Here is a 22,552-nt window from a genome sequence, read left to right as displayed (position 1 = left end):
ATCACCCGGAAACTTTTGGTGCATGTTGACGCCTCGCATGCGCGTACAGCGACGCCATGGCACAGGACGCCATCCGGGCGCGTGCCGTGTCCGCTCGCGATGTCAATACGACGGGCACCCTGGCTCCCAACACGATACCGGCGCCATCGGCCTTGGCGAAATAGGCCAGATTCTTGGCGAGCATGTTGCCGGCCTCAAGATCGGGAACGACCAGGATCTGCGCGCGTCCTGCTACCTCGGACTTGATGCCCTTGATCCGTGCCGCCTCGACATCGATGGCATTGTCGAATGCCAATGGGCCGTCGAGCACCCCCCCGGTGATCTGGCCGCGATCGGCCATCTTGCAAAGCGCTGCCGCCTCGATCGTCGAGGGAATCATGGAGGTGACAGTTTCCACCGCCGAGAGGATCGCCACGCGTGGAGACTGGCCGAACCCCGCTTGATTGTAGAGATCGATGGCATTCTGGATGATGTCCCGCTTGGCTGCGAGATCCGGAAAGATGTTGATCGCGGCATCTGTGACAAAAATGGTCTCGGCATAGGCCGGAACGTCCATCACGAACACATGGCTGATGCGCCGATTGGTGCGCAAGCCGCCGACCTTTGCCGTCACGGCTCGCATGAGTTCGTCGGTATGCAGGCTGCCTTTCATCAGCATCTCGCCTTTGGCTGCATGAATCAGCTCGACACCCTTGGCGGCAGAGTCGTCGCTATGCGCAGCGTCGACGATTTCGAAGCCTGCGATGCCGAGGCCGCTCTTCTCTGCGGTGTCCTTGATCTTCTGAGCGGGACCGACGAGGATTGGCCGGATGATGCCTGCCTGCGCACTATCGACGGCCCCACGCAGCGAAGTCTCGTCGCAAGGATGCACGACAACAGTCGGGACCGGCGGCACAGCCTTCGCCGCCGCGATCAATCGATCATACTTGCTGGGAGATCGTGCTTGGCTTGCGTCAGCTGACATCATGTTGCTCCCACTTCGCGTTGACTGAACCTGCCCTAAGACGCTCTCGCCTCTGGATCGAAAGGGGTAACGTTTGACGCCGCCACCCCACCCGCTTCCACACCGAACAACCCGGCGATCCGCTTGAGCCTGACTGCGCGCTCGCCGGTGATTTCGCCGCTCGCGGACAACACCTCACGCATCGCCGCAAAAGCCGATTGCTTCTGATTGCCGTCCGCTGGCAACAACTTTGGAATGGCCGCCAAGGCGCCTTCCGGATCGAGCAACAGCATGAAGAACTGCTCGCGCACCAGGGTCTTGAATTCGGACAGCGTTATTTGTGCTTCGGCCTGATCGCGCCGAACCTGGCGCAGCGCCTCTATGCTTCGCTCATCGACCATTCCCCGCGCAGAGCCTATGTAGAGCAACGAACGCAAGGTCGCTTCGCGCAGACCACCTTCTGCAATCCTGGACTTGAGTTCAGCGATCCTCTTGTCAAGCATGGCTCGGTGTTCAGCCGACATCTCCCGGCGGCGCGAAGGCTCGGATTCCGGATCAATGCCGACGGCTGCCTGCAATGCAGGCGAACCATAAATGTTGAGGAACATTGCCTCGCTGAGCGCTTCCTGAGAGTCGCGCCAGCTATCCAGGGCATGAACGATCTGTTTTCCCATCTGCTCCTGAAACGCCAGGAAGGGATTGTCCTTCGAAACCGGCTTGCGGTTCCCCTCAATACTTTCTGCCGCAGACTTCACCCAGCTCATCCAGGGATTTTTGCTGCTGAAAGCTTCATACTGAAGCCGCAGCGGATGCAGATTGCGCATCACTTCCGCCATTTGCGGCGTCACTGCATTCTTGAGCCAGGGGTGAACATACTTCTGGTAGGCAGCGAGATTCATCTCCGACACACGCTTGGCAGCAGCGAAGCGCCGCTCGTCCTCCGGCGAATTGCCGCCCATGGCCCTGATGTCATCAAGCGTCCGCGCCTCGCAGCGCATCACCCATTGACCGACGACGAGGTCGGCACTCGCGGTCGCCTCGCCCTTGGCCTCGAAGGTTGCTTCATAGAGACCCGGCGGCAATACATCGATGAGATCGATGTTGCTGGAGAACTCCGTGTGTTCCTTCTTGGCGACACCGCCGGACACGAAAATGCCGAGATGGCCGATGCTTTTGTGAACCGTATAGACAATCGTCTGCCCATAGGCCCTGATCTCATCCACATCGGCGTAGCAGTCGAGGATCCAGTTCAGCGCCTGCTGCGGCGGTGTAACGTTGTCGCCCTCCGAGCAGAACACCAGGATCGGCGACCTGATATTGCGCAAATCGACCTTCCGTCCGTCCGACATCTCAACCTTGCCGGCGGCGAGGTTGTTGCCGATGAAAAGCTCGTCGACGATAAACTGGATTTCTTCGGCATTCAGATTGACGTGACCGCCCCACCAGCGCTCGAATTCGAGATAGCGATCCGCCTCGGTATCGATATTGGAATAGACGTTGTACTGCTTTGTCCACAGCGTGTTGGAGGGATTCTGGTTCTCGAAGTTCTGCACCAGCCAGGCGCCGTCGAATTTTCCGGCACCGAGATCACTGGTCATCGCGGTCAACCAGCTGCCTCCCATCAGGCCGCCCGAATAGCGCATCGGGTACTTGCCGTGCACTCCTTCCCAATAAGCGAGCGGAGCGCCTGCGATGATCAGCGGTCCGAACAGCTCGGGCCGCAGCGATGCCAGGATCATGACGGCCCAACCGGCCTGGCAATTTCCAATGACACAGGGCTTGCCATCGGCTCTGGGATGCAGGCTGATGACCTTCTCGATGAACTGCGCCTCGGCACGCGCAATGCGCTCGATGGTCTGTCCCGGCATCGGCTCCGGCAGGAAGCCAATGAAATAGCAGGGATGACCGGCTTTCATCGCTACGCCTATTTCACTGTCGGCCTTGAAACCGCCAATGCCCGGACCGTGACCCGCACGGGGATCGACCACGATGAATGGCCGCCGCTCGAGATCGATCTCAACGCCCTCGGGCGGAATGATACGGACCAGCGCGTAATTCACGGGGTCGTTCAGCGTGCGACCATCGATGATCAATTCGGCTGAATACTGAAGTACATGCGGTGCGGTCTGCGCGACATGTTCACGGTACTGATCGCCGCGCTGGCGCATGACATCCAGGAACAGCATGCTCCGCTGTCCGGCATCGACCATGTATTCCACTGCCGAGGCAACGAGCCCGGACATCGGACCGCCCGGCAAGTTTGACGCTTCCTTGGACATGTTCCGACCTCATCGTCGCGCAAACTTATTCAGGGGTCTTTGCGCGAAGGCATCGTTGATCTAGGTCAAGGGTCCGCAGTTAGCCCCGGCGCCGGTTTGGATTGATCCTCATGCATCCATGCCGCCATCAACTCCCAGGCGACCGAAAGAACAATCGGCCCGATAAAGAGGCCGACAATTCCATGTGCAAGAGTTCCTCCGATGACGCCGATGAAGATGACAAGTGTCGGCGTCGTAAGTCCGCGCCCCATCACGAGCGGTTTCAATATGTTGTCGAGTACACCGACCAGGCCGAGGTACACTGTCAACAGCAGTGCCGTGGTGAAATCCTTGTCCATCCAGATCCAGATGATCACGGGAAGAAGGACGATTGCTCCGCCGATCTGAATGATGGCCAGCAGCATGACCGCAAAGGCCAGCAGGCCTGCGCTGGGAATGCCGGCCATTTTGAATCCTATGCCGGCCAGCAGGGCCTGCAAGACCGCGACGCCGATCACGCCCTGAGAGACGGCGCGGATTGTCGCGCCCGCCAAATCCAGCAAATGTTCGCTCTGCTCGGGAACGACGAGGGATAGAAGGCGCCTTCCGCCCGCGGCCAGTTGGGGACCGTAGGGGAAGAGAAAACCGGTTATAAGCACGGACAGCAGAAATTTGAGCGTACCGACGCCGGCGCTCCCCGCAAGCGTGAGCATCGTCCCCGCCAGGGGTTTCAAATACGGGGCGACCTCGCGCAGCACCGCCTTGATATTGCTGAATGCCCGGCTCCAGATTTCAAACAGCTGAGGCCCGACGAAACGCCATTCCTTGATGCGTTCGGGCGGTGACGGAATGACCAGATTGCCGGCACTCAGGTCATCGGCGAGTTGTCTTACACCGTCCACCGCGCTCAAACCCAGCCATGTCGCCGGCCCGATCACAATTCCAAGATTGACGATTGTGAGGATCGTCGCAGCCGTTTTGGGACGGCCACCAAGCAGTTTGGCCAGCCACTCGAAAGCCGGATAGAAGGCCACCGCAAGGACACCGCTCCAAGCCAGAATTGGCACGAAAGAGCGGATCACGATGAATGTCCAAATCACCAGCAAGGCCAGCAATCCCAACCGGACCACAAGCTGGATGACATCGTCCCCGGATAAAACGCGGCGAAGTGTTCTCACGGACACGCCTTGATCTGTTCAGATACGCAAGCGTTGCTGCTGCGGTCATCCGCTAGTCTTGATCCAGATCAAGCCTCCGTCCGGCAGTCGCCCTTTGCTCGACGCCGGGCCGAACAGGTTTCCCGACCAAGCCAGCGGAGCTCCCATGTCCGATGCTGCCACCTACGCCGCGCAGGAGCAGTTACGCGATGGCCGCCTGCTGAGTATCCTAGCGCTTCGGCCGGAAGACGAGCCCGACATGCTCGCCGCGCTGGCGCAGGCCAGCGTACAGTCGCTGCAGCGCCGCTTTTTCGTCATGAAGCGCCATTTCTCCGACAAGGAGCGCTCTTTCTTCATGGACATTGATTTCGAAAATCATGTCGCGCTGGTTGCGCGCGCTGAGGAAGCTGGCCGGAATGTCCTGGTGGGTGGTTGCCGATATATCGTTTCCGAGCCAGGCCGGGCCGAGATGGCGTTCATGGTGGTCGATGGATGGCAGGGGCGTGGCGTGGGCTCGATCCTCATGCGGCACCTCATCAAACTCGGGAGTGATGCCGGGCTGAAAGAACTGACCGCGGAAGTTCTGCCCGAGAACACCGCGATGCGAAAGATATTCACGAAATTCGGCTTTAAGGCGGCCCCGCGAAAGGATCCCCAGATCGTCAGCCTGGTGCTCAAACTCACTTAGGATCTGAGATCGACAGGTCTTGGCGCATCCAGATAGCGCGTTCTTCCAGCTTGGTGGTCTTGTTGAGCTAGATCAATACCGGTTCCGTGATCGGATCGGAGTTTCCGTCGTCGCGTTCAATATGGAGACGGCGCCGCTATGAAACCCCTGCTCAAGCAAATCCAGCATACACCACTGCTTTGGATGTTGATCTTCGTGCCTGTCGTGCTGGTCGCGGAAGCAATGGCGCCGCATTCCCATACGCTGCTGTTCTTGCTTTCGGTTCTCGCCATCGTGCCGCTGGCCGCCCTGCTCAGCCACGCGACCGAAGCGGTCGCCGCCAAGACCGGTGATGCCGTCGGCGGATTGCTCAATGCGACGCTGGGAAACTTGACGGAGCTGATCATTGCGATCGCCGCGTTACATGCCGGCCAGTACATGCTGGTGAAGGCGTCGATCGCCGGTGCGATTGCGACCAACGCCCTCTTCATGCTCGGTGCCTGTCTTCTTCTCGGCGGCCTGCGCTACCACGTCCAAGAATATAATCGCTCCGGCGCGCGGCTCTATTCCGGTCTCCTGCTCATGGCGACCGTCGCCCTGCTCGCCCCATCGGCCGTCGCCGACCTGAAGCTTGTGCAGGGTGAGACCGTCATGCAGAAGCTCAGCATCGGCCTCGCCATCCTGCTCATCATTGCTTACGCACTCGGCCTGCTGTTCTCGCTGAAGACCCACAAGGAATTGTTCGCTAGCGCCGCGCACGACGAAGACGAGGAACATTGGCCGATTGCCCTTGCGGTGGGAACACTGCTTGTTGTCACTGTACTGGTCGCACTTGTGAGTGAAATTTTTGTCGAGTCGGTGCAGAAGGCCGCAGCAACCTTTGGAATGAGCCCTGCCTTCGTTGGCTTCATCATCGTCTCGATGGTCGGGGCCGCCGCCGAGTTTGCCGTTGCCTTTTCTGCGGCACGCAAGGACCGCCTCGACATGAGCGTCAGCATCGCGCTTGGCAGCGCCTCCCAGATTGCACTGTTCTTAGCCCCCGCCCTGGTGCTACTCAGCTATGTGGTCGGACCGTCTCCGATGAGCCTGCAATTCTGGCCCGGCGCCGTCACCATGGTCATGATTGCGACCGTGACGGCCAGCTTCATTACGAGCAGCGGTCGCTCGGCCTGGTTCGTTGGCGCCCTGCTCATCTTCATTTACGCAGTCTTTGCGTTGACGCTGTATGTAGTTCCGCCGACAGGCCAGGGGGTGGAATGAAGCCCGTGCCCGGTGAGGCGCGCACCGCGGGCGCTCAGCTCTATTCGACGTCGAACGCTTCGGGAGGTCGGCTTTTAGAGCGTTGATTCAGATCAACTCTCAGGGGGGTCTCGCCAGTAGCTTCCGTTGAGGCCTTCGACACTCACGGCTTTCGCGATGCTGTGGCTGAAGGATACCGCTGAGGACCCGGCGATCATGACAACAACTGGGCAAGACTGGGTGCCGAGATGATCACAATTCCTCAACTGACGGCGCAGGCCCTTGGCTCATTTCTTGCCCGAGAAACCGAAGACCGCTTCCGCTCCTCACATTCCGATTTGATAAAATTGCTGCGTTTTGCCGCCAAGCTGGCATTGGAGTGCATCGGGAATAGTGATGCACTCTATCATAATATCGAACATACCATGCTGGTTACGCTGGTCGGGAACGATATTCTGGCGGGCCGCGCGCTGCAACGGACCACTACCGCAACCGACTATGCGAACTTCATTATGGCCTGCCTGACCCATGACATTGGATATGTGCGGGGCATTATCCAAGGCGATGAAGACGACGCTTATGTTGCGGACCTTACCGGGCGCAAAGTTGAATTGCCGGTTGGAGCCTCCGATGCCGCGCTCGCACCCTATCATGTCGACCGCTCAAAGCTCTTTGTGATTGAGCGGCTCCATGCCGTAGAGGAAGTCGACGCCGCCCGGATTGCCCGGGCCATCGAATACACGCGCTTTCCCTACGTCGATGCGATAAACGGAGAAGGTGATGACCTCAACGAGGAAGAAGGATTGCTGTTGCGTGCTGCGGATCTGATTGGCCAGCTCGGCGATCCCAATTACATAAGGAAATCAAATGCCCTGTTTCATGAGTTCGAGGAGATCGGACTGAACAAAGCGCTCGGTTATGCAACGCCAGCCGACATCGTCTACAAATTTCCCCAGTTCTACTGGACCAGTGTTGCACCGCAGATCCAGCTTGCGATCCGGTATCTTAATGTTACCTCCAGTGGCCGGCAGTGGATTGCCAGCCTGCACAGCAATGTTTTTAGGGCTGAGCGGGAGGTGAACCTATCGGGACCGCAGAGATAAACGCTCACGTCCTCCCTCGATAATGGACCGCTACCACCGCGGCTTGCATCGGAGTTCGACAGAGCTGTCCGCTGCGGAACTGGTCTTATCGTTATTGGATCCGCGGCAGGGAGCGATGGCAGGGGTGCCCTATGTCGTACAAAGCCCGCATCCTGTCGTCGAATATCTTGCATGATGGAGACAATCCGCTCTCTATCGAGGCCACCACAATCGACAGGTCTTTTGCATCGTAGCCCAGCTTTTCGACCAGGATGGCGTCGTAGCCCAATCCCCGGGCTTTGCCGACTACGTCGGCCGCGCCGACGGCAAACGAATTGCTCAACACTCTAAAGCCATCCTGCCGATCTGACAGGCCATAGCTCCACTTTGTTGGGCTATCAGCTCGATCGAACAAGAAGCCGTAGCGCATCGGGTAAAAGTCATAGTCCGGCCGGAATGCAGCCTCTGGCCAGTTGGTGACGGGCAACTGCAGTACGGCCTCCGATTTGGCACGGTCCTTCGCAACCAGCATCTCCTTCACGCTGGCAATAAGAGCCTTCGTGTTTGGATCAGCCATCCATGCCTGCCTGGACGAGAGCGTAAAACGGACGTGCCAGCTGCCCGCAAACAGCCCTAGTGCCAGTAGCACTGCGACGCCGCGCGTTACCAAAATGCGTGCTTGCCAAAACCACTCAATAAGGCTGAGCGTCGCGAAAATCGCCATGAGCATGAGCAGCGGCATGATGCGCGACTGCCCGCGAAGCGACGGAGATATCAACTCGCTGAAGAGGTAGCCAACGCCGCCGCGACTGGCGAATATCAGCCCGAAGCACATCAGCGCCGACGCGCAAACGATCCCCTTCCATCGGCGGTCACTAGGTGTACGGCCCGCAAAGGCCAGCACGACGATCGGGCTGGCCAGTATCGAAAGCGACAAGATGATACCCGGCCATTCGTGATGCCCCTCGCCCACCAGCGTCACGGGTCTTGTGATGTCGTACTTGCCTATATGTTCTCGCCCCCACGACCACCAGTCGAGCGTGTAGAGCGCATCGGAAACCGACAGCCCATGCCAGAATTGCTCAACAGGACCTCGCTTCGGAGCGCCCGAAAGCGCGAGCGAAAGATGCGGACCCAGCGCGATGGCCAGCATCGCGCCAACGATGGTCGCGCACATCGCAAGAAAGAATATTAGCGCTCGAAACTCGCCAGTGCGAACCGTCAACCCCGTCAAGGCAACGCCGATCATGATCAGCGAGAACACTGCGTAGTAGAACCCACCGGTACAGGCTACGATGATCCCCGCAATGAAGAACGGCTTGCGGATGAATGCGAAGAACTCCGCCTCCCGATCCATCAAGGCGATATGGACAGCCAGCGCCGCGCCAAATGCCGCAGACATGTAGATCGCCAGCATGTCATGGCTCGTCGCTCGCACCTGGAAGTAAGGCGAGACAGCGAAGGCGATGCCACCGAGAGCAGCAAGCGGCGGCATGATTTTCAGGAAGCGAAGGCAAATGTAACCTGACGCGCCGATACCGGCGATGCCGATGATGTAGAAGACCTTCGTCGCAGTGAAAACATCAGAACTAAAACTAGCTATAGCGAGTGTCAGCAACCGGAGTAGCGGCTCGAACGTCGGAAAGTAAGCGTTGACCTGCCCGAACGGGAAACCTGTAACGCCGCTCGACCAAAAGCCCTGATGCATGATCAGTTGCTTCATATCTGCGAGAAAAAAGGCATGGTCACCAGCCAACCAGATGATCGGCTCAGACCAAATTTTTAGCCCGCCCTGCAAAATCACGGACGCGCACGCTGCAACCATGCCCCAGAATACGCCCAGCAGCTTCTTGCTTTTCATATTCTGAGGTCGCCGGTTACCGAGAATATCCGAGCAGCCTAGGGTTGTACCGGCCTGGAATCAACCAGAGCGGGTAGTGCGTGACTACCTCAACATTCTTCTATTTGCTTGAGCGCCTGACCACGTTGCAGGCATAGCTGTCGGAATGGGCGCAATCACGGCGAAGCCCAAAAATCTAATTTGATCAGCTTGCTCTTCTAGTTTGCTGTCGCGGCGGTCGCATGTTGTACGGGGCTTATGGTACGACACCACCTCCCTTGTTCTCGCGCGTGGTCAGGACCGTCGTTCGAACGTCGAAAACAAACTTTTCTTTCGCAAAATCAGTACTGCTTGACAGACCCCCTTTCCGCCCACCGCAGTATTACCCTCTGTCGGACGACATGATCGACCAATCCGAGCCAACGACGCGCGCTGAAACACCCAGCGCTCTCAAGCCGCCACGCTGCGCGATGTGCCGGGCGCGGATGGTGTTGCTGCGGAGCGAGCCGGATGCCGGCGGCGGCGACAGATGCACCTTCGCCTGCCCGAAATGCGAATTCGTGAAAAACAAGGTCGTCGGCGGCCCGCCCGATCTCAGCCGCCACAGGCAGCCCCAAAAAACACGACGACCCCAGACGCGTTAGATCGCTTGAGGGATCACCGCGGCGGCTGTGGCGTCGCCGGGAGCGGAGCGCCACCGACCGAGATGGCACCCGCGGGACGATCTGCCGGGCGCTTGCGCGGCACCGTGGGTGCCGGGCGCGCGGCCACTGGCGCGGTCGGAGCTGCGGCCAGGGGCGCTGGCGCCGCAGCGACTGGAGCCGGCGGGGCGAGAGCGCCCCTGCCCTGCAGCGTATCGATCTTGGCGGCCAGTCCAACGACCTGGGTTGTCAGGCCCTGGATCTGATCGGACAGGTGCTTCAACTCCGTCTGCTGCGCCGTCAGCAGTTCGGTAGCAGCCTGGATCGAGCTTCCGGTCTGCTGCTGGAACGCCGCGAAATCAGTCGCGCTGACGCTGCCCTCCGCCGCGCTCGCCAACACCGGGGCGCTATCTCTGGGGCCAGTGCTTCCTGTCACAGCCTGTGCCAGGTCAGTCAGCGCGTCGTGGTAGTTCAGCCAGAGATATCCACCGCCGCCAGCGAGGATCAGCAATACGACGACAATTCCGAACGGGCCAAACGACCTGCGCTTGCGCAGCGGCACAGGCGGCGGCCCGACATTGATCTCGTTATTGAACGTATCGGCCACGGGAGACCCTCACTTGCGACATCCGATCCTGCGGCTCGGGGAGCGAGACAACCGGCGCGATTCCTTGAAGCCTATGTAAGCAAAAAATCCACTGAGGTGAACTGCTGCGACCCGGTCATCCCCCATGTCCCCTCATCATGCCCGCGCTGATACGCCTTCAGCGGCCGTTAACCCTGCGCCAGGCTGGCGTCGCCTCGCCGGCGCCGCATTGTCATCGCCGTTGCGCCGCGATCGCTCCGCGCCACCACGTAAAATGTTGCAACGACGCATCACTACAGCTCCGAATGAAAAGCCGGCTGCGAATCTCTTTGACTGTGCGGCCTCGCGTGCCGTCTGTAGTTCGCGGGGGAAAAAGGACCACCACGATGATTGAGACCGTCACTGCACTCTTCGGCTTTCTCAGCGCCGGCATTCTGGCCGCTCACGCCTATGACGGTTATCGCGCCCGCTTCTAAGCGCGCCACGATTTCGGAACACCGCCGCTCAGCCATCTCGCAACTCGGCGAGCTGGTGCGCCTGCAGCCACTGCGCTGCTCTGATCGAGAGACCCGGCTTCGACGAAGGCCGTCTCCGACGAAACAAGACTGAAACACGATTCTCCGGAACCCGTTTGAACGCACCCGACGAGGGTCGCGACTGATGGGCAGGGACACAGCAAAGCGCTCGCGCGCCCACCCAACGGAGAAGATCTATGTTTCGCAAAGTAACTCTCGGACTGATCGCTGCGGCCTCGCTCGGTGCGGCCGCCCTCGCCCCCAGCGCTGCGTCGGCCCACGGCTGGCATATCGGCGGCTGGCACGGTGGATGGGGTGGCTACGGTCACCACGCCTTCTATGGCGGCCCCACCTTCTATGTCGGCGGCCTGACCGATAGCTGCCTGCAGCGCCGCGTCGTGGAAACCCGCCGTGGGCCGCGCGTACGGACGGTCAACGTTTGCGCCTACTGATCGCACCACATTACGGAGAGCCCGGCCGCCCCTCGGCCGGGCTTTTTGCTGCCATACTCAGGTATTGTTCTGCTTCTGTTGCCCACCGGTGACAGCCAAACCTCGTCTTTCCAGCTAAAGCTTGCATCGAATTCGCTCAATATCTTCAGAGCGATGGAAGGTCCTGGATGCGAACCCTTTGGCTGGCCGCGATCGTCGCAGCGTCGGGCGCGGTGAACGCCGCTGCCGCCGACCTGCAGTCGCGCGTCTGGACCAAGACGCCCGCGACGACCGAGGCCGGTTACAGCTGGGGCGGCTGGTATGTCGGCGGCAACGCTGGTGGTTCCTGGGGCCAGAGCAATGTCTCCAACGCCTTCGTCAATGGCACCGCGCCGATCGCCAACCAGCAGGCGATTGTGGCAGCCTCTCCGCGGCTCAATCCCGATGGCTTCACCGGCGGCGGCCAGGTCGGCTACAATCATCAGGTGGACCGCTGGCTGTTCGGCGTCGAGGCCGATGCGAATTATTTCGGTCTGAAGCAGTCGCGCGGTTTCACCGCGCCCTTCCCGGCCGGCGGTTCGTTTACCACCACAAATTCCGTCACGAGTGATTGGCTGGTCACGCTGCGCCCGCGCGTTGGCTACACGGTCGATCGTACACTTTTCTACGCAACCGGCGGCCTCGCGCTTACCGAGTTGAATTTTGCTTCCTCGCTCACCGACACGACTGGCCAGAACGAAACCGCGTCACTGTCAAAGACCGTGGCAGGATGGACGGTCGGTGCAGGCATAGAACACGCCTTCACCAAGAACTGGTCCGCGAAGGTCGAATATCTCCATACCGACTTCGGCAAGCAGTCGGTCACGGCGCCGGCTTTCAACGGCGCAGGTACTCCGGCCGGCATCATCGCGCATGATATAGACTTGAAGACCAACACTGTGCGCGGTGGACTTAACTACCATTTCGGCGGCCCGTCGGTCGCGCGTTACTGATCGCTGCAAAGACCTCCAAATAAAAAGCCCTCGCTAGCGAGGGCTTTTTATTTGGAGGCGCGCCGGTCAGCCGGTCATCGCCAAAACGCGGCTTTCGACCGGATACGGCTCCACGGTGATCGTCCAGCGCAGCGGCCAGCAGGTGAGATCCGGACGAACCGCGTGAACATAGCCGTTGACGAAAACGCTGTCGGCATCGTCGCTAAATCGCTCGTCGATCAACTCGCCATGAAGATGCGCCATCCGGCAGCGGCGCATCTGCGCGTATTTCGTCGTTTCGTATTTGGCCAAATCGGGCCTCCCCAACGTCGCAATGTCCCCATCGGGAACTCTCGGCGACTCGCGGTTAAAAAAGCCTCAAGCAGATCCACGACGGTATTGGGCTGGCGCTCTCTGCATTTAATGCGAGGAAGCCCCCGACTTTCGTCGATCGGATTCACGGCTGCTTCAAGAATGCAGAACAGTGTGGCGTCAATATTATTGGAGCGTCCCATGTTCATGATCGCGAGCATTCTGACGGTCGCTGCCGGTGTATTTTACGCAGCGAGTATCAACAACAGCAGATGGGCGATGCAGGTGTGCCACTACGGCGATATATTCTGCATGAACCCGTCATGGCTTGTCATCGCCGCCGTCCTGTCCATCATCTGGGCATTCTTCTTGCGCGTCGACCGATTGTAGTCGTGCGATCAGCAGACGACCTTGTCCGCAGCGAGTTCAGCGGGCTTGAGGTGTTGCGGGCGCGGCGCCAAGCGCAGCGATTTCGACGTGGCACAATGTGGACAGCCAAAGGTGCGAATTTCACCGCCCTCGTCGTCCGACTCGATCTTGATCAAATAGACCTGGGTCCTGCAGCACGAACATTTCAGATGTTCGGTGCGAATGTTATCGTTCAGATGAACTCTGCGGGTGCCTGGCATCTGCAGTCTCCGAAAACCGAGAACACCTCGCCCGGAATGTCGCGTTTTCACGCGCACCGAGCATCGGAATAGACAACCTGTAATTGCTTGAAAGACGCCCCACGCCCTTAACGAATCGCCGCCGTATCGGGCTACCTTGTTCCATCTGTATTATCCAGATTTCCCCAAGCCAAATATACGTCTTTTCGCGCAATTTGGAACTAATCCAAGTCTTTGATTGCAGGCCGCCGGTATACAACTGTAAATTTCGATGACTCGCCCCTTTTACGACTCGGACGTGTCGCGATGCACAAGCGATATCAGCCATTAAATATTCCTATCGAGATCGTCCGGACCGTGGTGGCAATCTCGGAGACCGGTAGCCTGACCAAGGCAGCCGAACGCCTGGGCCTGAGCCAGCCTGCCGTCAGTTCACAGATCAAGCGCATTCAGACCATGGTGGGAGGCATTCTTTTCACCAGATCGGTGAATGGGACGACGACTACCCAGCTCGGCAAGCTGGTACTGCAACAGGCCAGACGGATCCTGGAAGCCAACGATCAGATGTTGCGGATTGGCGGCGTAGCGCATCTTCCGCAGCCGATCCGGTTTGGATTGAGCACCCTGTTCGTGCAGGATTTCTTCAGTCATCAGACCGCCCAAAGCCTGGCCGATCTGGTCATTCACACTGACAACTCGGTGGGCATCACCAAGGGCCTGATCGACGGCTATATCGATATCGCCTACGTTCTCGAAAATCCGGAAATGAGCAGCGAGATATCGCACCTGATCGTCAACGAGGCCGATGAGGAGTTCGTGTGGGTGCGTGCAAAGGACTTCGTCCTTAGTTCGGGTGCGCCCATTCCGATTCTGACCTGGCCGGGCGACAATCTGATGACCCGGACCCTGACGCGTCATGGTCTGTCCTACAAGATCGTATTCAACAGTCCCGACTATCACGCCAAGTTGGCAGCTGTGGAAAGCGGCATCGGCATCACCGCGATCCCGAAGCGGATGATTCCGCCTACACTTGTCTGGGCGCAGGAATATTACCTGCCGCACCTGCCGCCCGTCAAAGCGTTGCTGTGCGCACGCTCGAATCTGGAGACAATGCAGAGCACGGAATTGCTCAACGAGATCTCGTCACGCTTTTTCAAATCGCCGGCCATGGTGAACCTGTAGTTCGCCATGATCGTGAGCCGGCCGCGATCCCCATCAGCAGTCAGCGCGGCACGAGATAGTGCTCGTCCCATTCGCTACGCGGCACCTCGGTGCCGAGCTGATAGGCAAAGGATTTGACATCGAGCCCGTCAGAGGTGGTCTCGCAGACATAGGACAGCCTGTACCACTTGCCGCCGCTGCGGATGGCGCCGCCCGGCGCCTTGATCTCGTTGCCTCGAATGACCGGATCGGCGAACGCGTAGGCAACGAACTCGTCCGGCTTGTATCCCTTGTGCTCGCGGCCCACGGCGCCCATGGCGCGCGCATCGCAACGCTGCTCCAGACGGGTTTCCGGCGACAGTTTGAGCATCTGATCGGTCCGGGATGACGCTGCATATACGGAAGATTGCGCAGCAACGCCAATAAAGGCGACAACTGCGAATACTAGTTTTCTCATTGCCTTAAGCCAATTACCTTATTTAACTTGCGAGGATTATATGGCGCGAACCTATCATGTTCGCACGTGCAAAAAACCCCGCCTGTGTTACCGGCGGGGTTTCAAATTCGGGATCGTCAGCCGATCCGTTTGAATGTCAGCAGTTGATGAAATTCCGAGGGCGAGAACCGGCGGCCGCCAAGACCTGAGATACTCACCCGCCAACCCGCATCGTTCAGCGTCCGGGCTTGCGCGACGGCCACATCCGGAATGATCCGATGCGTCACCATGCTCTGGTCATTGCGCGTCGCGTGGATGGTGAAGATATCGCCCCGCCGCGAAGCTGCAGGGATGTCGGCTGCTTCAAGATCATTGTCAGAGAACACGGTTGCCAACGCCAGTCTCCATCATCGCCTGTCAAAGCTGAACTGATTGTGCAACGCACGTAGTTAACGGAAGGTTACCCGCGCAATGCCATCAGGATTTGAAAACCCCCGTGATCTTGTTCCATAGCGATGACCTGTCATCGCTGCTGTCGTGCTTCGATCGGTCAGGCTGAGTCGCACTGACGGGATCTGAAGCCGGAAAAGTATCTTTCAGGCCGGTCTTGAGTTCCTCAGACGTCTTGCGATCGGCGCGCGCTGCTTCCTTCACGCCAACGGCATATTTGTCGTGGGGTGCGGGATCGAATTTCTCGGCCATGACCGTCTCCTTCATCTGGTGAAGGAAAAACGTCTCCGTAGCCGAGAGGTTCCTCTCCGCGGCGATTAGTCGAGACCGCGCTCGCGGCTGAGGCCGACCATCTCCTGAATGAACAGTGCCTTCTGCTTGTCATCCAGCGTGGCGAATAGCGGCTCCGCGGCATCGGCAACGGCGCGCTGATCGACGGCCCGGTCGTTGAGGAACTGGGCCTCGTTGCGCATCTGCTCGATGATGTCATCCGGCGGATCGCGCTTGGCGCGGGCAATACGCAGTTTCAGACGCTCCGCGCCGTTATTGCCGAGCGTATGCATGGCATCGCTAAAGCCGGACCAGTTCTTTTCCTGCTCCGGCGTCAGGTTGAGCGACGTCTTGATGCGGGTAATGTTGGCATCGCTATTCGCGACGATCTGCTCGGCGGTCAGTTCCGGCTCCGATGCGGGTTGAGCGCCCTTCTTGCCCTTCTTGGCGGCCTTGGTTTGTTTGGCGCTCGACTGCCCGCCCACGGGACCGCGAACATTGTTCGAGGGCACGCCCAGTACGCCGCCAACAACGCCCACCACGCCGCCGATCGCCCCACCGAGCACACCGCCAATCGGGCCAGCCGCTCGATTGCCGTCTCTCGCACCCTGCTGCACGCCCTGCACCAGTCCCTGCGCGTGAACCGCCGCGGAATTTCCGAGCAGCAGAATGGCGGCAACGCACAGCGTATGGCGCAGCGGTTGATGAGCGCGCTTGCGCGAATTCATTCTGGTCATCACCGTCTCCCTCAACGCAATTTCGCGGCGCAGCAAATCACTTGCGATCAGCAGCGAGCATAGTGGCTTCAACACGGCCAAGTCCACACGCCAAGTCCACACATCGCGTCTCCGCCAATGGTAGACCTCATCACGCCAAGCCTGTTAGATAACGCCCGCGCAGCCATTGGCCGGTGCGCAACAACGTAGAATGCTTCAAGGGGTGGAAATGGCGACCAACAAGAAGAAACTTCTGATCACCGAGTCGATGTCGACCCAGGGAATGGACCTCTTCAACGCACGCGACGACATCGAAGTGGTCAAGTTCAGCAATCTGATTTCCGCTGCCGACTACATCAAGCTGATCGAGCAACACGCGCCGGTACATGGCACCGCCCTTGGCGCCACGCGGTTCGGCGAGCCGGAACTCGAGGCCTGCAAGGACATGAAAGTCGTGGCGCGCATCGGCGTCGGCTACGACGCGGTCGACGTACCGGCGCTATCGAAGCGCAAGGTGCCGTTGATGATCGCTGGCACCGCCAACTCGCCCTCTGTCGCCGAACAGGCGCTGTTCATGATGCTGACCCTCGCCAAGCGCGCAGTCGAACTGCACGCCATGGTCAAGGAAGGCAAATGGGCGTCGCGCTTCGGAGCGCTGCCATTCGACCTGTTCGGCAAGACCGTATTGGTGGTCGGCTTCGGCCGTATCGGCACCCGCACCGCCAAGCGCTGCCAGGCGATGGAAATGAATGTGCTGGTCTATGACCCCTATGTCTCGGCCGATACGATCAAGGCGGCCGGCTGCGAGCCTGTCAGCGATCTCGACGCGGCCCTGCCCCGTGCCGACTTTGTCAGCCTGCATTGCCCGAAGACTCCTGAGACGACCGGCCTGTTCAACGCTGCGCGGATCGCGCGCATGAAGCCGTCGGCCTATCTCATCAACACCGCGCGTGGCGGCATCATCGTCGAGGCCGCGCTGCATGACGCGCTGGTTTCGGGCAAGCTCGCTGGTGCCGGCCTCGACGTGTTCGAGGCGGAACCACCGCCGCTCGGTCACGCGCTGTTCGAACTGCCGAACGTGATCATCGCGCCGCACGTCGCCGGCGTGACCCGCGAAGCGCTCGACCGCATGGGCGCGCAGACCGCGCGCAACATGCTGAGCGTGCTTGATGGCGAGCCGATCAAGCAGAATGCCGTCAACGCGGACGTGTTCGGCTGAACCGCAAGTGCTGGCGCGGATGATTGATCCGCGCTAGCACTGCCGCAGTCCTCACCAGAGTACCCCACGATGGCATTCAAGGAATACGGCGATCACGATGCGCTCAGCCTTGCCGGGTTAGTGCGCAGCAAGCAGGTCAGCCCGCGCGAACTGCTCGACGAGGCCGTGGCGCGCACCGAGCGCCTCAATCCCCGGATCAATGCTGTCGTGGTGCGGCATGAGGACTATGCGCAGCGCCAGATCGACAAGGGGTTGCCGGACGGGCCTTTCACCGGCGTGCCATTCCTGCTGAAAGATCTCGAACTCCTCGACGGCACGCGCACGACCTTCGGGGCTAGCCTCTACAAGGACTTCGTCGCCGATCACAACACGACGCTTGCGCAACGCTTCCTCAAGGCCGGCCTCACAATGTTCGGCAAGAGCGCGAGTCCCGAATTCGGATTGATGCCGACGACCGAGTGCCGGCTGCACGGACCGACGCGCAATCCCTGGAATACCGATCATGCATCAGGCGGCTCGTCCGGCGGCGCAGCCGCTGCCGTGGCTGCGCGGATCCTTCCGGTCGCCCATGCCAGCGACGGTGGCGGCTCGATCCGTATTCCAGCCTCGGCCTGCGGCGTGTTCGGTCTGAAGCCGACCCGCGCTCGCAATCCGACGGGTCCTGACAAGGCCGAAGGCTGGGGCGGCTTTTCCTGCGGCCACGTCGTCAGCATCAGCGTACGCGACAGCGCCGCGATGCTCGATGCTGTTCACGGACCCGAACTGACCAGCCCCTATATGGCGCCGGCGCCGGAACGTCCCTTCCTCGATGAAGTGAGCCGCGATCCCGGCAGGCTGCGCATCTTCTTCACCGACAAGTCGCCCTATGGCGATGCGATCGATCCCGAAGTCGCCGCTGCCGTCCGCGATGTCGCCAGACTGCTCGAGGCACATGGTCATCATGTCGAAGAACGCGCGCCGGTGTTGCCGCTGGACCCTGCGCAAGTGATTGCGGCGATCGTGTCGGCCAATACGGCGGCTACCGTGCAGTTCGCGGAGACGAAGTTCGGCCGCCCGATGACCTCGGATGATTTCGAGAAACTCACACTCGGCAGCGCACACAATGCCCGCAAGGCAAGCGCAGTCGACTACGTGACAGCATTGCAGAGCGCATTCCAGATCTCCCGCAGCGTCACCGAATTCTTTACCGGCTGCGATATCTTCCTGTCGCCGACGCTGTGCACACCGCCGATCCGGATCGGCGAGATCGACACGATGTCGGACGATCTCGGCCATGTCGCGCCTTTGCTGCGCCGCTACATGCCAGGCACCAGCATGGCCAACATGACTGGCCAGCCATCCATGTCGGTACCCCTGGCCTGGAGCAGCAAAGGCCTGCCGATCGGTATGATGTTCACGGCGCATTTCGGCGATGAGGCCATGCTGTTTCGTCTCGCCGGGCAACTCGAGCAGATCCGGCCCTGGAAAGACAGGCGTCCGCCGATCTCTGCCTAAAAACAGCCACAGCGATTACCAAAATGAAACCACAGCCGATTAAATTATCGGTCCTATGTGGACGTTGCGTAATTGTGGGGAGGCGCATTTCAATGACCCAGAACGATCCGACCGATCACGCCCTCGCGGCCATTGCGAGCATTCTCGACCGCAAGGAAGCGGAATCGCAAGTGGCCGAACACGGCGACACCGAGCCCGCTTCGATTACCGTCGTCACTGAAACCGTGGTCACCGAGACTGTATCTGTCATGGTCGCCGCCGAGCCCGAAGCGCCGCTCGTCGAACACGATTCGCCCTCCACCGTTCCAGAGGCCCTCGAGGTCGATGGTTATTCTCGTCTCGGTCCGGGACCGCTCGATGCCATCCGCTTTCGCTGGACCGCGCGCCGCGACGACGACGGCCGGTATTTCGTCGATGAAACCATCGGCAGTTCGCGGCCGATTTCGTCGGGCCCGATGCCGCGCGACGAGGTCATCGATTTCATCGATGGACGCGAGCGCGCCGCCCGCGATCGTTTCGAGACGCTGAAGAGCCAGATGACCGTGGGCAGCAGCGCCTCGCGTTACAGCGACTACTGACAAAAGCCAGACTTCATGACGCCGCCGCCATCCAGCGGCGGCGTTTTGGCCCGTCAGGCTGCCTCAAACAGCAAATGTCCGGCGCATGATTGAACCACCTCTTCATTCGGCGCCACACACCAAGGCAATTGCAATTCCCCCTGAGTGACGCGGATCACGGTGTTCGGGCGCATCCGCGGCTCGGTTCAGGGCAGGATTTCAACCGCTTTGGAGGACACATGAAGCCGCTCTTCGCCCTCGCCGCCATCCTGCTGACCAGCACCGCCGCCCAGGCCGGCGACAGCTACTCGTTCGACATCGGTGGCCGCACCATTACCATCGAAGCGCCAAGCGACTGCAATTCGACGGACTGCATCTCGGTGTCCATTCCCGGCGTCTATGAATATGGCACCAAGCGCAACAAGCGCGAGCGGGACCGCGAGACGCGCGAGCAGGCCCCTAACGCTCCGAGATCCGAACCAAAGGCCAAGCCGGCCGAGACGCAGAAGCCCGTTGTCACTCCGAGAGAGGCCGAAGCTCCCGCAGCAGCTCCGACCACACCGACCTCACCCTCCGTCGCGGTAGCCCCGCAGCCTGCCCCGGCACCTGCGCCTGCCGAGAAATCTGCTCCCTCCACAGTCATCGCCAACGCACCGCCCACAGATCCCGTCAACAAGCAGGATGCGCCCGCACCGGTGACGCCTGCCGCCGCAGCAACGCCGCTCGGCATCTGGATGACCGAGAAGAAGGAAGGCAAGGTTCGCATCGAACAATGCGGCGCCAATCTGTGCGGCTATTCGATGAATCCCAAGACCGAGGCCAATGGGGAGAAGGTGCTCATCAACATGAAGCCCGGCAACAACAAATGGGCGGGAAAGATCTTCGATCCGAACAGCGGCAGCACCTATGACTCGACCATCGGTCTGAAGGACAGTGACACGCTGCGTGTTCAGGGTTGTGCCTTCGGTGGCATGTTCTGCGGCGGCCAGACCTGGACGCGGGTGAACTGATCCCGGCAGACGCGCTCATCGATTGAACGAATATACATCCCCTGTAAGCTGATCGTAACGCGGTGCGCTCCTGAACGGCGCGCTCCGCCATACAAACGGGGGAGACGTCATGATCCGGATCACCGCCGCCTGGCTGGCAGCCTGCATGCTGCTTGCGGCGCCCTTGCAGGCACAAACGCCGGCCCCTGCGCCCTCACCGTCCCGCCTCGACGATATCATTGCCCGGGGAACGCTGCGTGTTGGATTAACCGGCGACTACATGCCGTTCAGCGCGTTCGATCCTGTCACGACATCGTTCAAGGGCTTCGACGTCGAGATGGCGGAAGCACTCGGAAAAGCGCTCGGCGTCAAGGTCGACTATGTGAAAACCAGCTGGCCAAAACTGTCAGCGGACTTTGCGGCAGACCAGTTCGATATGGTGATGGGCGGCGTGTCGATCACCCTCGACCGGCAGAAGAAGGGCGTGTTCTCGATCCCCATCATGCGCGAGGGCAAGACGCCGATCGCGCGCTGTGCTGACACCGGGAAATTCGGCACTCTCGCCGAGATCGATCGTCCCGGCGTCAAGGTGATCGTGAATCCGGGCGGCACCAATGAGCGCTTTGCACGGGCGCATATCAAGTCAGCCGAGATCACCGTCTTCAACGACAATACCCGCATCTTCGACGAGATCGCACAGGGCCGCGCCGACCTGATGATGACCGATGCGTCGGAAACGCGTTATCAGCAGAAGCTGCATCACGGTGTGCTCTGCGCCGTGCATCCCGACACGCCGTTCGATTTCGCCGAGAAGGCCTATTGGCTCCAGCGCGATGTCGCGCTGAAGGCCTTCGTCGACCAGTGGCTGCACATCATGCAGGAAGACGGCAGTTTCCGCGCGACCGTCAACCGCTGGTTCGAGTGACAGGAGGCCATCGGCGCGCCGGACGCAAAGCCGGCGCACGCGATGTGACGACATCTATCCATTGCGGAACGCGTAGCCGTATCCATTCAGCGCCGGCGCTCCGCCGAGATGTGCATAGAGCACCTTGGATCCTTCAGGGAAGTAACCCTTCTGCACGAGGTCGATCATCCCCTGCATCGATTTCCCTTCATAGACAGGGTCGGTGATCATGCCCTCCAGACGCGCGCACAGGCGGATGGCGTCCTTGGTCTCTTCCGATGGCACGCCATAAACGGGATAGGCGTAGTCCTCGATCAGTACGACGTCGTCCGCGACAATGTCCTTGCCGAGCTTGACGAGCTTGGCCGTGTCCTGCGCGATCTGCAGCACCTGCGCCTTGGTCTGGACCGGCGTGAAAGAGGCATCGATACCGATCACCCTGCGTTGGCGGTCGTCCTTGGCGAAGCCCACCAGCATACCGGCATGGGTCGAGCCGGTCACGGTGCAGACGACGATGTAGTCGAATGCAAAGCCGAGTTCCTTCTCCTGCGCCCGGACTTCTTCGGCAAAGCCGACATAGCCGAGACCGCCGAATTTATGCACGGAGGCACCAGCCGGAATAGCGTAGGGCTTGCCGCCCTTGGCCTTCACATCCTCGATCGCCTCTTCCCAGCTATGGCGGATGCCGATGTCAAAGCCTTCGTCGACGAGCTGGACATCCGCGCCCATGATCCGGCTGAGCATGATATTGCCGACACGGTCGTAGACGGCATCCTCATGCGGCACCCAGCTCTCCTGCACCAGCCGGCACTTCATACCGATCTTGGCAGCAACGGCCGCGACCATACGCGTGTGATTTGATTGCACGCCGCCAATCGACACCAGCGTATCGGCATTGGAGGCGATCGCATCGGGGATGATGTATTCGAGCTTGCGCAGCTTGTTGCCACCATAGGCCAGCCCGGAATTGCAGTCCTCGCGCTTGGCGTAGAGTTCGACCTTGCCGCCGAGATGGGCCGAGAGCTTCTCCAGCTTCTCGATATAGGTCGGACCGAAAGTGAGCGGATAGCGTTCGAAGCCTTCGAGCATGTGACACCTGTCCCAGT

23 protein-coding genes are annotated in these 22,552 nt (G+C 60.1%); 12 read left to right on the top strand and 11 right to left on the bottom strand.

From position 1 onward, the window contains the following. Position 1: 1 nt before the first annotated feature. From AB8A27_RS10175 to AB8A27_RS10165, 3 genes are all read right to left on the bottom strand, one after another. Positions 2-964 carry a phosphate acetyltransferase gene (locus AB8A27_RS10175; RefSeq protein ID WP_441244873.1) on the bottom strand — a complete coding sequence of 321 codons (963 nt, stop codon included), beginning with the start codon at positions 962-964 and terminating at the stop codon, positions 2-4. A 35-nt stretch (positions 965-999) separates the two neighbouring features. Beyond that, the gene (locus AB8A27_RS10170) at positions 1,000-3,222 is read right to left on the bottom strand and encodes a DUF3141 domain-containing protein (protein WP_441241794.1); all 2,223 of its coding nucleotides are present in this window, start codon (positions 3,220-3,222) and stop codon (positions 1,000-1,002) included. Positions 3,223-3,287: 65 nt separating this feature from the next. Continuing rightward, positions 3,288-4,385, bottom strand: coding sequence for an AI-2E family transporter (locus AB8A27_RS10165; RefSeq protein ID WP_441241793.1), 1,098 nt, complete (start codon positions 4,383-4,385; stop codon positions 3,288-3,290). A 139-nt stretch (positions 4,386-4,524) separates the two neighbouring features. On the opposite strand from AB8A27_RS10165, the gene AB8A27_RS10160 reads away from it, so the two are divergent. From AB8A27_RS10160 to AB8A27_RS10150, 3 genes are all read left to right on the top strand, one after another. Next, positions 4,525-5,046, top strand: a complete 522-nt coding sequence (locus AB8A27_RS10160; protein ID WP_441241792.1) for an N-acetyltransferase family protein — start codon at positions 4,525-4,527, stop codon at positions 5,044-5,046. A gap of 138 nt (positions 5,047-5,184) precedes the next feature. Next, on the top strand, positions 5,185-6,285 hold the full coding sequence (cax, locus tag AB8A27_RS10155; protein ID WP_441241791.1) for a calcium/proton exchanger: 1,101 nt from the start codon (positions 5,185-5,187) through the stop codon (positions 6,283-6,285). Positions 6,286-6,512: 227 nt separating this feature from the next. Then, entirely contained in the window at positions 6,513-7,367 is an 855-nt protein-coding gene (locus tag AB8A27_RS10150) for a metal-dependent phosphohydrolase (protein ID WP_441241790.1), read from the top strand. A 91-nt stretch (positions 7,368-7,458) separates the two neighbouring features. Here AB8A27_RS10150 and AB8A27_RS10145 read toward each other — a convergent pair whose 3' ends face one another. Next, positions 7,459-9,207, bottom strand: coding sequence for a hypothetical protein (locus tag AB8A27_RS10145; protein ID WP_441241789.1), 1,749 nt, complete (start codon positions 9,205-9,207; stop codon positions 7,459-7,461). A gap of 636 nt (positions 9,208-9,843) precedes the next feature. Beyond that, complete coding sequence (locus tag AB8A27_RS10140) at positions 9,844-10,434, bottom strand: hypothetical protein (RefSeq protein WP_441241788.1); 591 nt, start codon at positions 10,432-10,434, stop codon at positions 9,844-9,846. A 691-nt stretch (positions 10,435-11,125) separates the two neighbouring features. On the opposite strand from AB8A27_RS10140, the gene AB8A27_RS10135 reads away from it, so the two are divergent. Both AB8A27_RS10135 and AB8A27_RS10130 read left to right on the top strand, forming a co-directional pair. After that, positions 11,126-11,380 carry a hypothetical protein gene (locus tag AB8A27_RS10135; RefSeq protein WP_441241787.1) on the top strand — a complete coding sequence of 85 codons (255 nt, stop codon included), beginning with the start codon at positions 11,126-11,128 and terminating at the stop codon, positions 11,378-11,380. 167 nt (positions 11,381-11,547) lie between these two features. After that, a complete protein-coding gene (locus AB8A27_RS10130; RefSeq protein ID WP_441241786.1) occupies positions 11,548-12,351 on the top strand; it encodes an outer membrane protein in 804 nt (267 codons plus the stop codon). 66 nt (positions 12,352-12,417) lie between these two features. On the opposite strand, the gene AB8A27_RS10125 is transcribed toward AB8A27_RS10130, so the two are convergent. Next, entirely contained in the window at positions 12,418-12,642 is a 225-nt protein-coding gene (locus tag AB8A27_RS10125; protein WP_068731744.1) for a hypothetical protein, read from the bottom strand. Between the two features lie 201 nt (positions 12,643-12,843). On the opposite strand from AB8A27_RS10125, the gene AB8A27_RS10120 reads away from it, so the two are divergent. Then, positions 12,844-13,032, top strand: a complete 189-nt coding sequence (locus tag AB8A27_RS10120; protein ID WP_092142869.1) for a hypothetical protein — start codon at positions 12,844-12,846, stop codon at positions 13,030-13,032. Between the two features lie 452 nt (positions 13,033-13,484). Beyond that, positions 13,485-14,432 carry a LysR family transcriptional regulator gene (locus AB8A27_RS10115; protein ID WP_441241785.1) on the top strand — a complete coding sequence of 316 codons (948 nt, stop codon included), beginning with the start codon at positions 13,485-13,487 and terminating at the stop codon, positions 14,430-14,432. A gap of 40 nt (positions 14,433-14,472) precedes the next feature. Here the strand turns inward: AB8A27_RS10115 and AB8A27_RS10110 are convergent, their stop codons facing one another. The 4 genes from AB8A27_RS10110 to AB8A27_RS10095 form a co-directional block, all read right to left on the bottom strand. Continuing rightward, on the bottom strand, positions 14,473-14,781 hold the full coding sequence (locus AB8A27_RS10110; protein WP_115028751.1) for a DUF930 domain-containing protein: 309 nt from the start codon (positions 14,779-14,781) through the stop codon (positions 14,473-14,475). A gap of 203 nt (positions 14,782-14,984) precedes the next feature. Continuing rightward, entirely contained in the window at positions 14,985-15,242 is a 258-nt protein-coding gene (locus AB8A27_RS10105) for a hypothetical protein (protein WP_441241784.1), read from the bottom strand. Between the two features lie 82 nt (positions 15,243-15,324). Further along, positions 15,325-15,549 (bottom strand): hypothetical protein, encoded by a 225-nt coding sequence (locus AB8A27_RS10100; protein ID WP_441241783.1) that lies wholly within the window; start codon positions 15,547-15,549, stop codon positions 15,325-15,327. 65 nt (positions 15,550-15,614) lie between these two features. Further along, entirely contained in the window at positions 15,615-16,295 is a 681-nt protein-coding gene (locus AB8A27_RS10095; RefSeq protein WP_441244872.1) for a Spy/CpxP family protein refolding chaperone, read from the bottom strand. A 217-nt stretch (positions 16,296-16,512) separates the two neighbouring features. On the opposite strand from AB8A27_RS10095, the gene AB8A27_RS10090 reads away from it, so the two are divergent. The 5 genes from AB8A27_RS10090 (at position 16,513) to AB8A27_RS10070 (ending at position 21,467) form a co-directional block, all read left to right on the top strand. Next, complete coding sequence (locus AB8A27_RS10090) at positions 16,513-17,502, top strand: hydroxyacid dehydrogenase (protein WP_092142857.1); 990 nt, start codon at positions 16,513-16,515, stop codon at positions 17,500-17,502. Between the two features lie 69 nt (positions 17,503-17,571). After that, positions 17,572-18,996 (top strand): amidase, encoded by a 1,425-nt coding sequence (locus tag AB8A27_RS10085; RefSeq protein ID WP_441241782.1) that lies wholly within the window; start codon positions 17,572-17,574, stop codon positions 18,994-18,996. A 92-nt stretch (positions 18,997-19,088) separates the two neighbouring features. After that, positions 19,089-19,574, top strand: coding sequence for a hypothetical protein (locus tag AB8A27_RS10080; RefSeq protein WP_441241781.1), 486 nt, complete (start codon positions 19,089-19,091; stop codon positions 19,572-19,574). A gap of 218 nt (positions 19,575-19,792) precedes the next feature. Continuing rightward, positions 19,793-20,563: a DUF2147 domain-containing protein gene (locus AB8A27_RS10075; protein WP_441241780.1), complete on the top strand. Its 771-nt coding sequence runs from the start codon at positions 19,793-19,795 to the stop codon at positions 20,561-20,563. 109 nt (positions 20,564-20,672) lie between these two features. Beyond that, positions 20,673-21,467: a transporter substrate-binding domain-containing protein gene (locus AB8A27_RS10070; protein WP_441241779.1), complete on the top strand. Its 795-nt coding sequence runs from the start codon at positions 20,673-20,675 to the stop codon at positions 21,465-21,467. A 54-nt stretch (positions 21,468-21,521) separates the two neighbouring features. Here AB8A27_RS10070 and AB8A27_RS10065 read toward each other — a convergent pair whose 3' ends face one another. Continuing rightward, the gene (locus AB8A27_RS10065; protein ID WP_441241778.1) at positions 21,522-22,535 is read right to left on the bottom strand and encodes a 1-aminocyclopropane-1-carboxylate deaminase; all 1,014 of its coding nucleotides are present in this window, start codon (positions 22,533-22,535) and stop codon (positions 21,522-21,524) included. Positions 22,536-22,552: the final 17 nt, after the last annotated feature.

The organism is Tardiphaga sp. 768_D3_N2_1, assembly GCF_052076105.1.
Lineage (GTDB): Bacteria > Pseudomonadota > Alphaproteobacteria > Rhizobiales > Xanthobacteraceae > Tardiphaga.
The sequence above is the reverse complement of the archived record's forward strand: the minus strand, read 5'-3'. Positions and strand labels throughout refer to the sequence as shown.

Bases quoted from the DNA above. Each gene is read 5' to 3' on its own strand.
- AB8A27_RS10175 (WP_441244873.1), bottom strand. From the start codon at position 964: ATGTCAGCTGACGCAAGCCAAGCACGATCTCCCAGCAAGTATGATCGA.
- AB8A27_RS10170 (WP_441241794.1), bottom strand. From the start codon at position 3,222: ATGTCCAAGGAAGCGTCAAACTTGCCGGGCGGTCCGATGTCCGGGCTC.
- AB8A27_RS10160 (WP_441241792.1), top strand. From the start codon at position 4,525: ATGTCCGATGCTGCCACCTACGCCGCGCAGGAGCAGTTACGCGATGGC.
- cax (WP_441241791.1), top strand. From the start codon at position 5,185: ATGAAACCCCTGCTCAAGCAAATCCAGCATACACCACTGCTTTGGATG.
- AB8A27_RS10150 (WP_441241790.1), top strand. From the start codon at position 6,513: ATGATCACAATTCCTCAACTGACGGCGCAGGCCCTTGGCTCATTTCTT.
- AB8A27_RS10145 (WP_441241789.1), bottom strand. From the start codon at position 9,207: ATGAAAAGCAAGAAGCTGCTGGGCGTATTCTGGGGCATGGTTGCAGCG.
- AB8A27_RS10135 (WP_441241787.1), top strand. From the start codon at position 11,126: ATGTTTCGCAAAGTAACTCTCGGACTGATCGCTGCGGCCTCGCTCGGT.
- AB8A27_RS10130 (WP_441241786.1), top strand. From the start codon at position 11,548: ATGCGAACCCTTTGGCTGGCCGCGATCGTCGCAGCGTCGGGCGCGGTG.
- AB8A27_RS10120 (WP_092142869.1), top strand. From the start codon at position 12,844: ATGTTCATGATCGCGAGCATTCTGACGGTCGCTGCCGGTGTATTTTAC.
- AB8A27_RS10110 (WP_115028751.1), bottom strand. From the start codon at position 14,781: ATGCTCAAACTGTCGCCGGAAACCCGTCTGGAGCAGCGTTGCGATGCG.
- AB8A27_RS10100 (WP_441241783.1), bottom strand. From the start codon at position 15,549: ATGGCCGAGAAATTCGATCCCGCACCCCACGACAAATATGCCGTTGGC.
- AB8A27_RS10095 (WP_441244872.1), bottom strand. From the start codon at position 16,295: ATGAATTCGCGCAAGCGCGCTCATCAACCGCTGCGCCATACGCTGTGC.
- AB8A27_RS10090 (WP_092142857.1), top strand. From the start codon at position 16,513: ATGGCGACCAACAAGAAGAAACTTCTGATCACCGAGTCGATGTCGACC.
- AB8A27_RS10085 (WP_441241782.1), top strand. From the start codon at position 17,572: ATGGCATTCAAGGAATACGGCGATCACGATGCGCTCAGCCTTGCCGGG.
- AB8A27_RS10080 (WP_441241781.1), top strand. From the start codon at position 19,089: ATGACCCAGAACGATCCGACCGATCACGCCCTCGCGGCCATTGCGAGC.
- AB8A27_RS10075 (WP_441241780.1), top strand. From the start codon at position 19,793: ATGAAGCCGCTCTTCGCCCTCGCCGCCATCCTGCTGACCAGCACCGCC.
- AB8A27_RS10070 (WP_441241779.1), top strand. From the start codon at position 20,673: ATGATCCGGATCACCGCCGCCTGGCTGGCAGCCTGCATGCTGCTTGCG.
- AB8A27_RS10065 (WP_441241778.1), bottom strand. From the start codon at position 22,535: ATGCTCGAAGGCTTCGAACGCTATCCGCTCACTTTCGGTCCGACCTAT.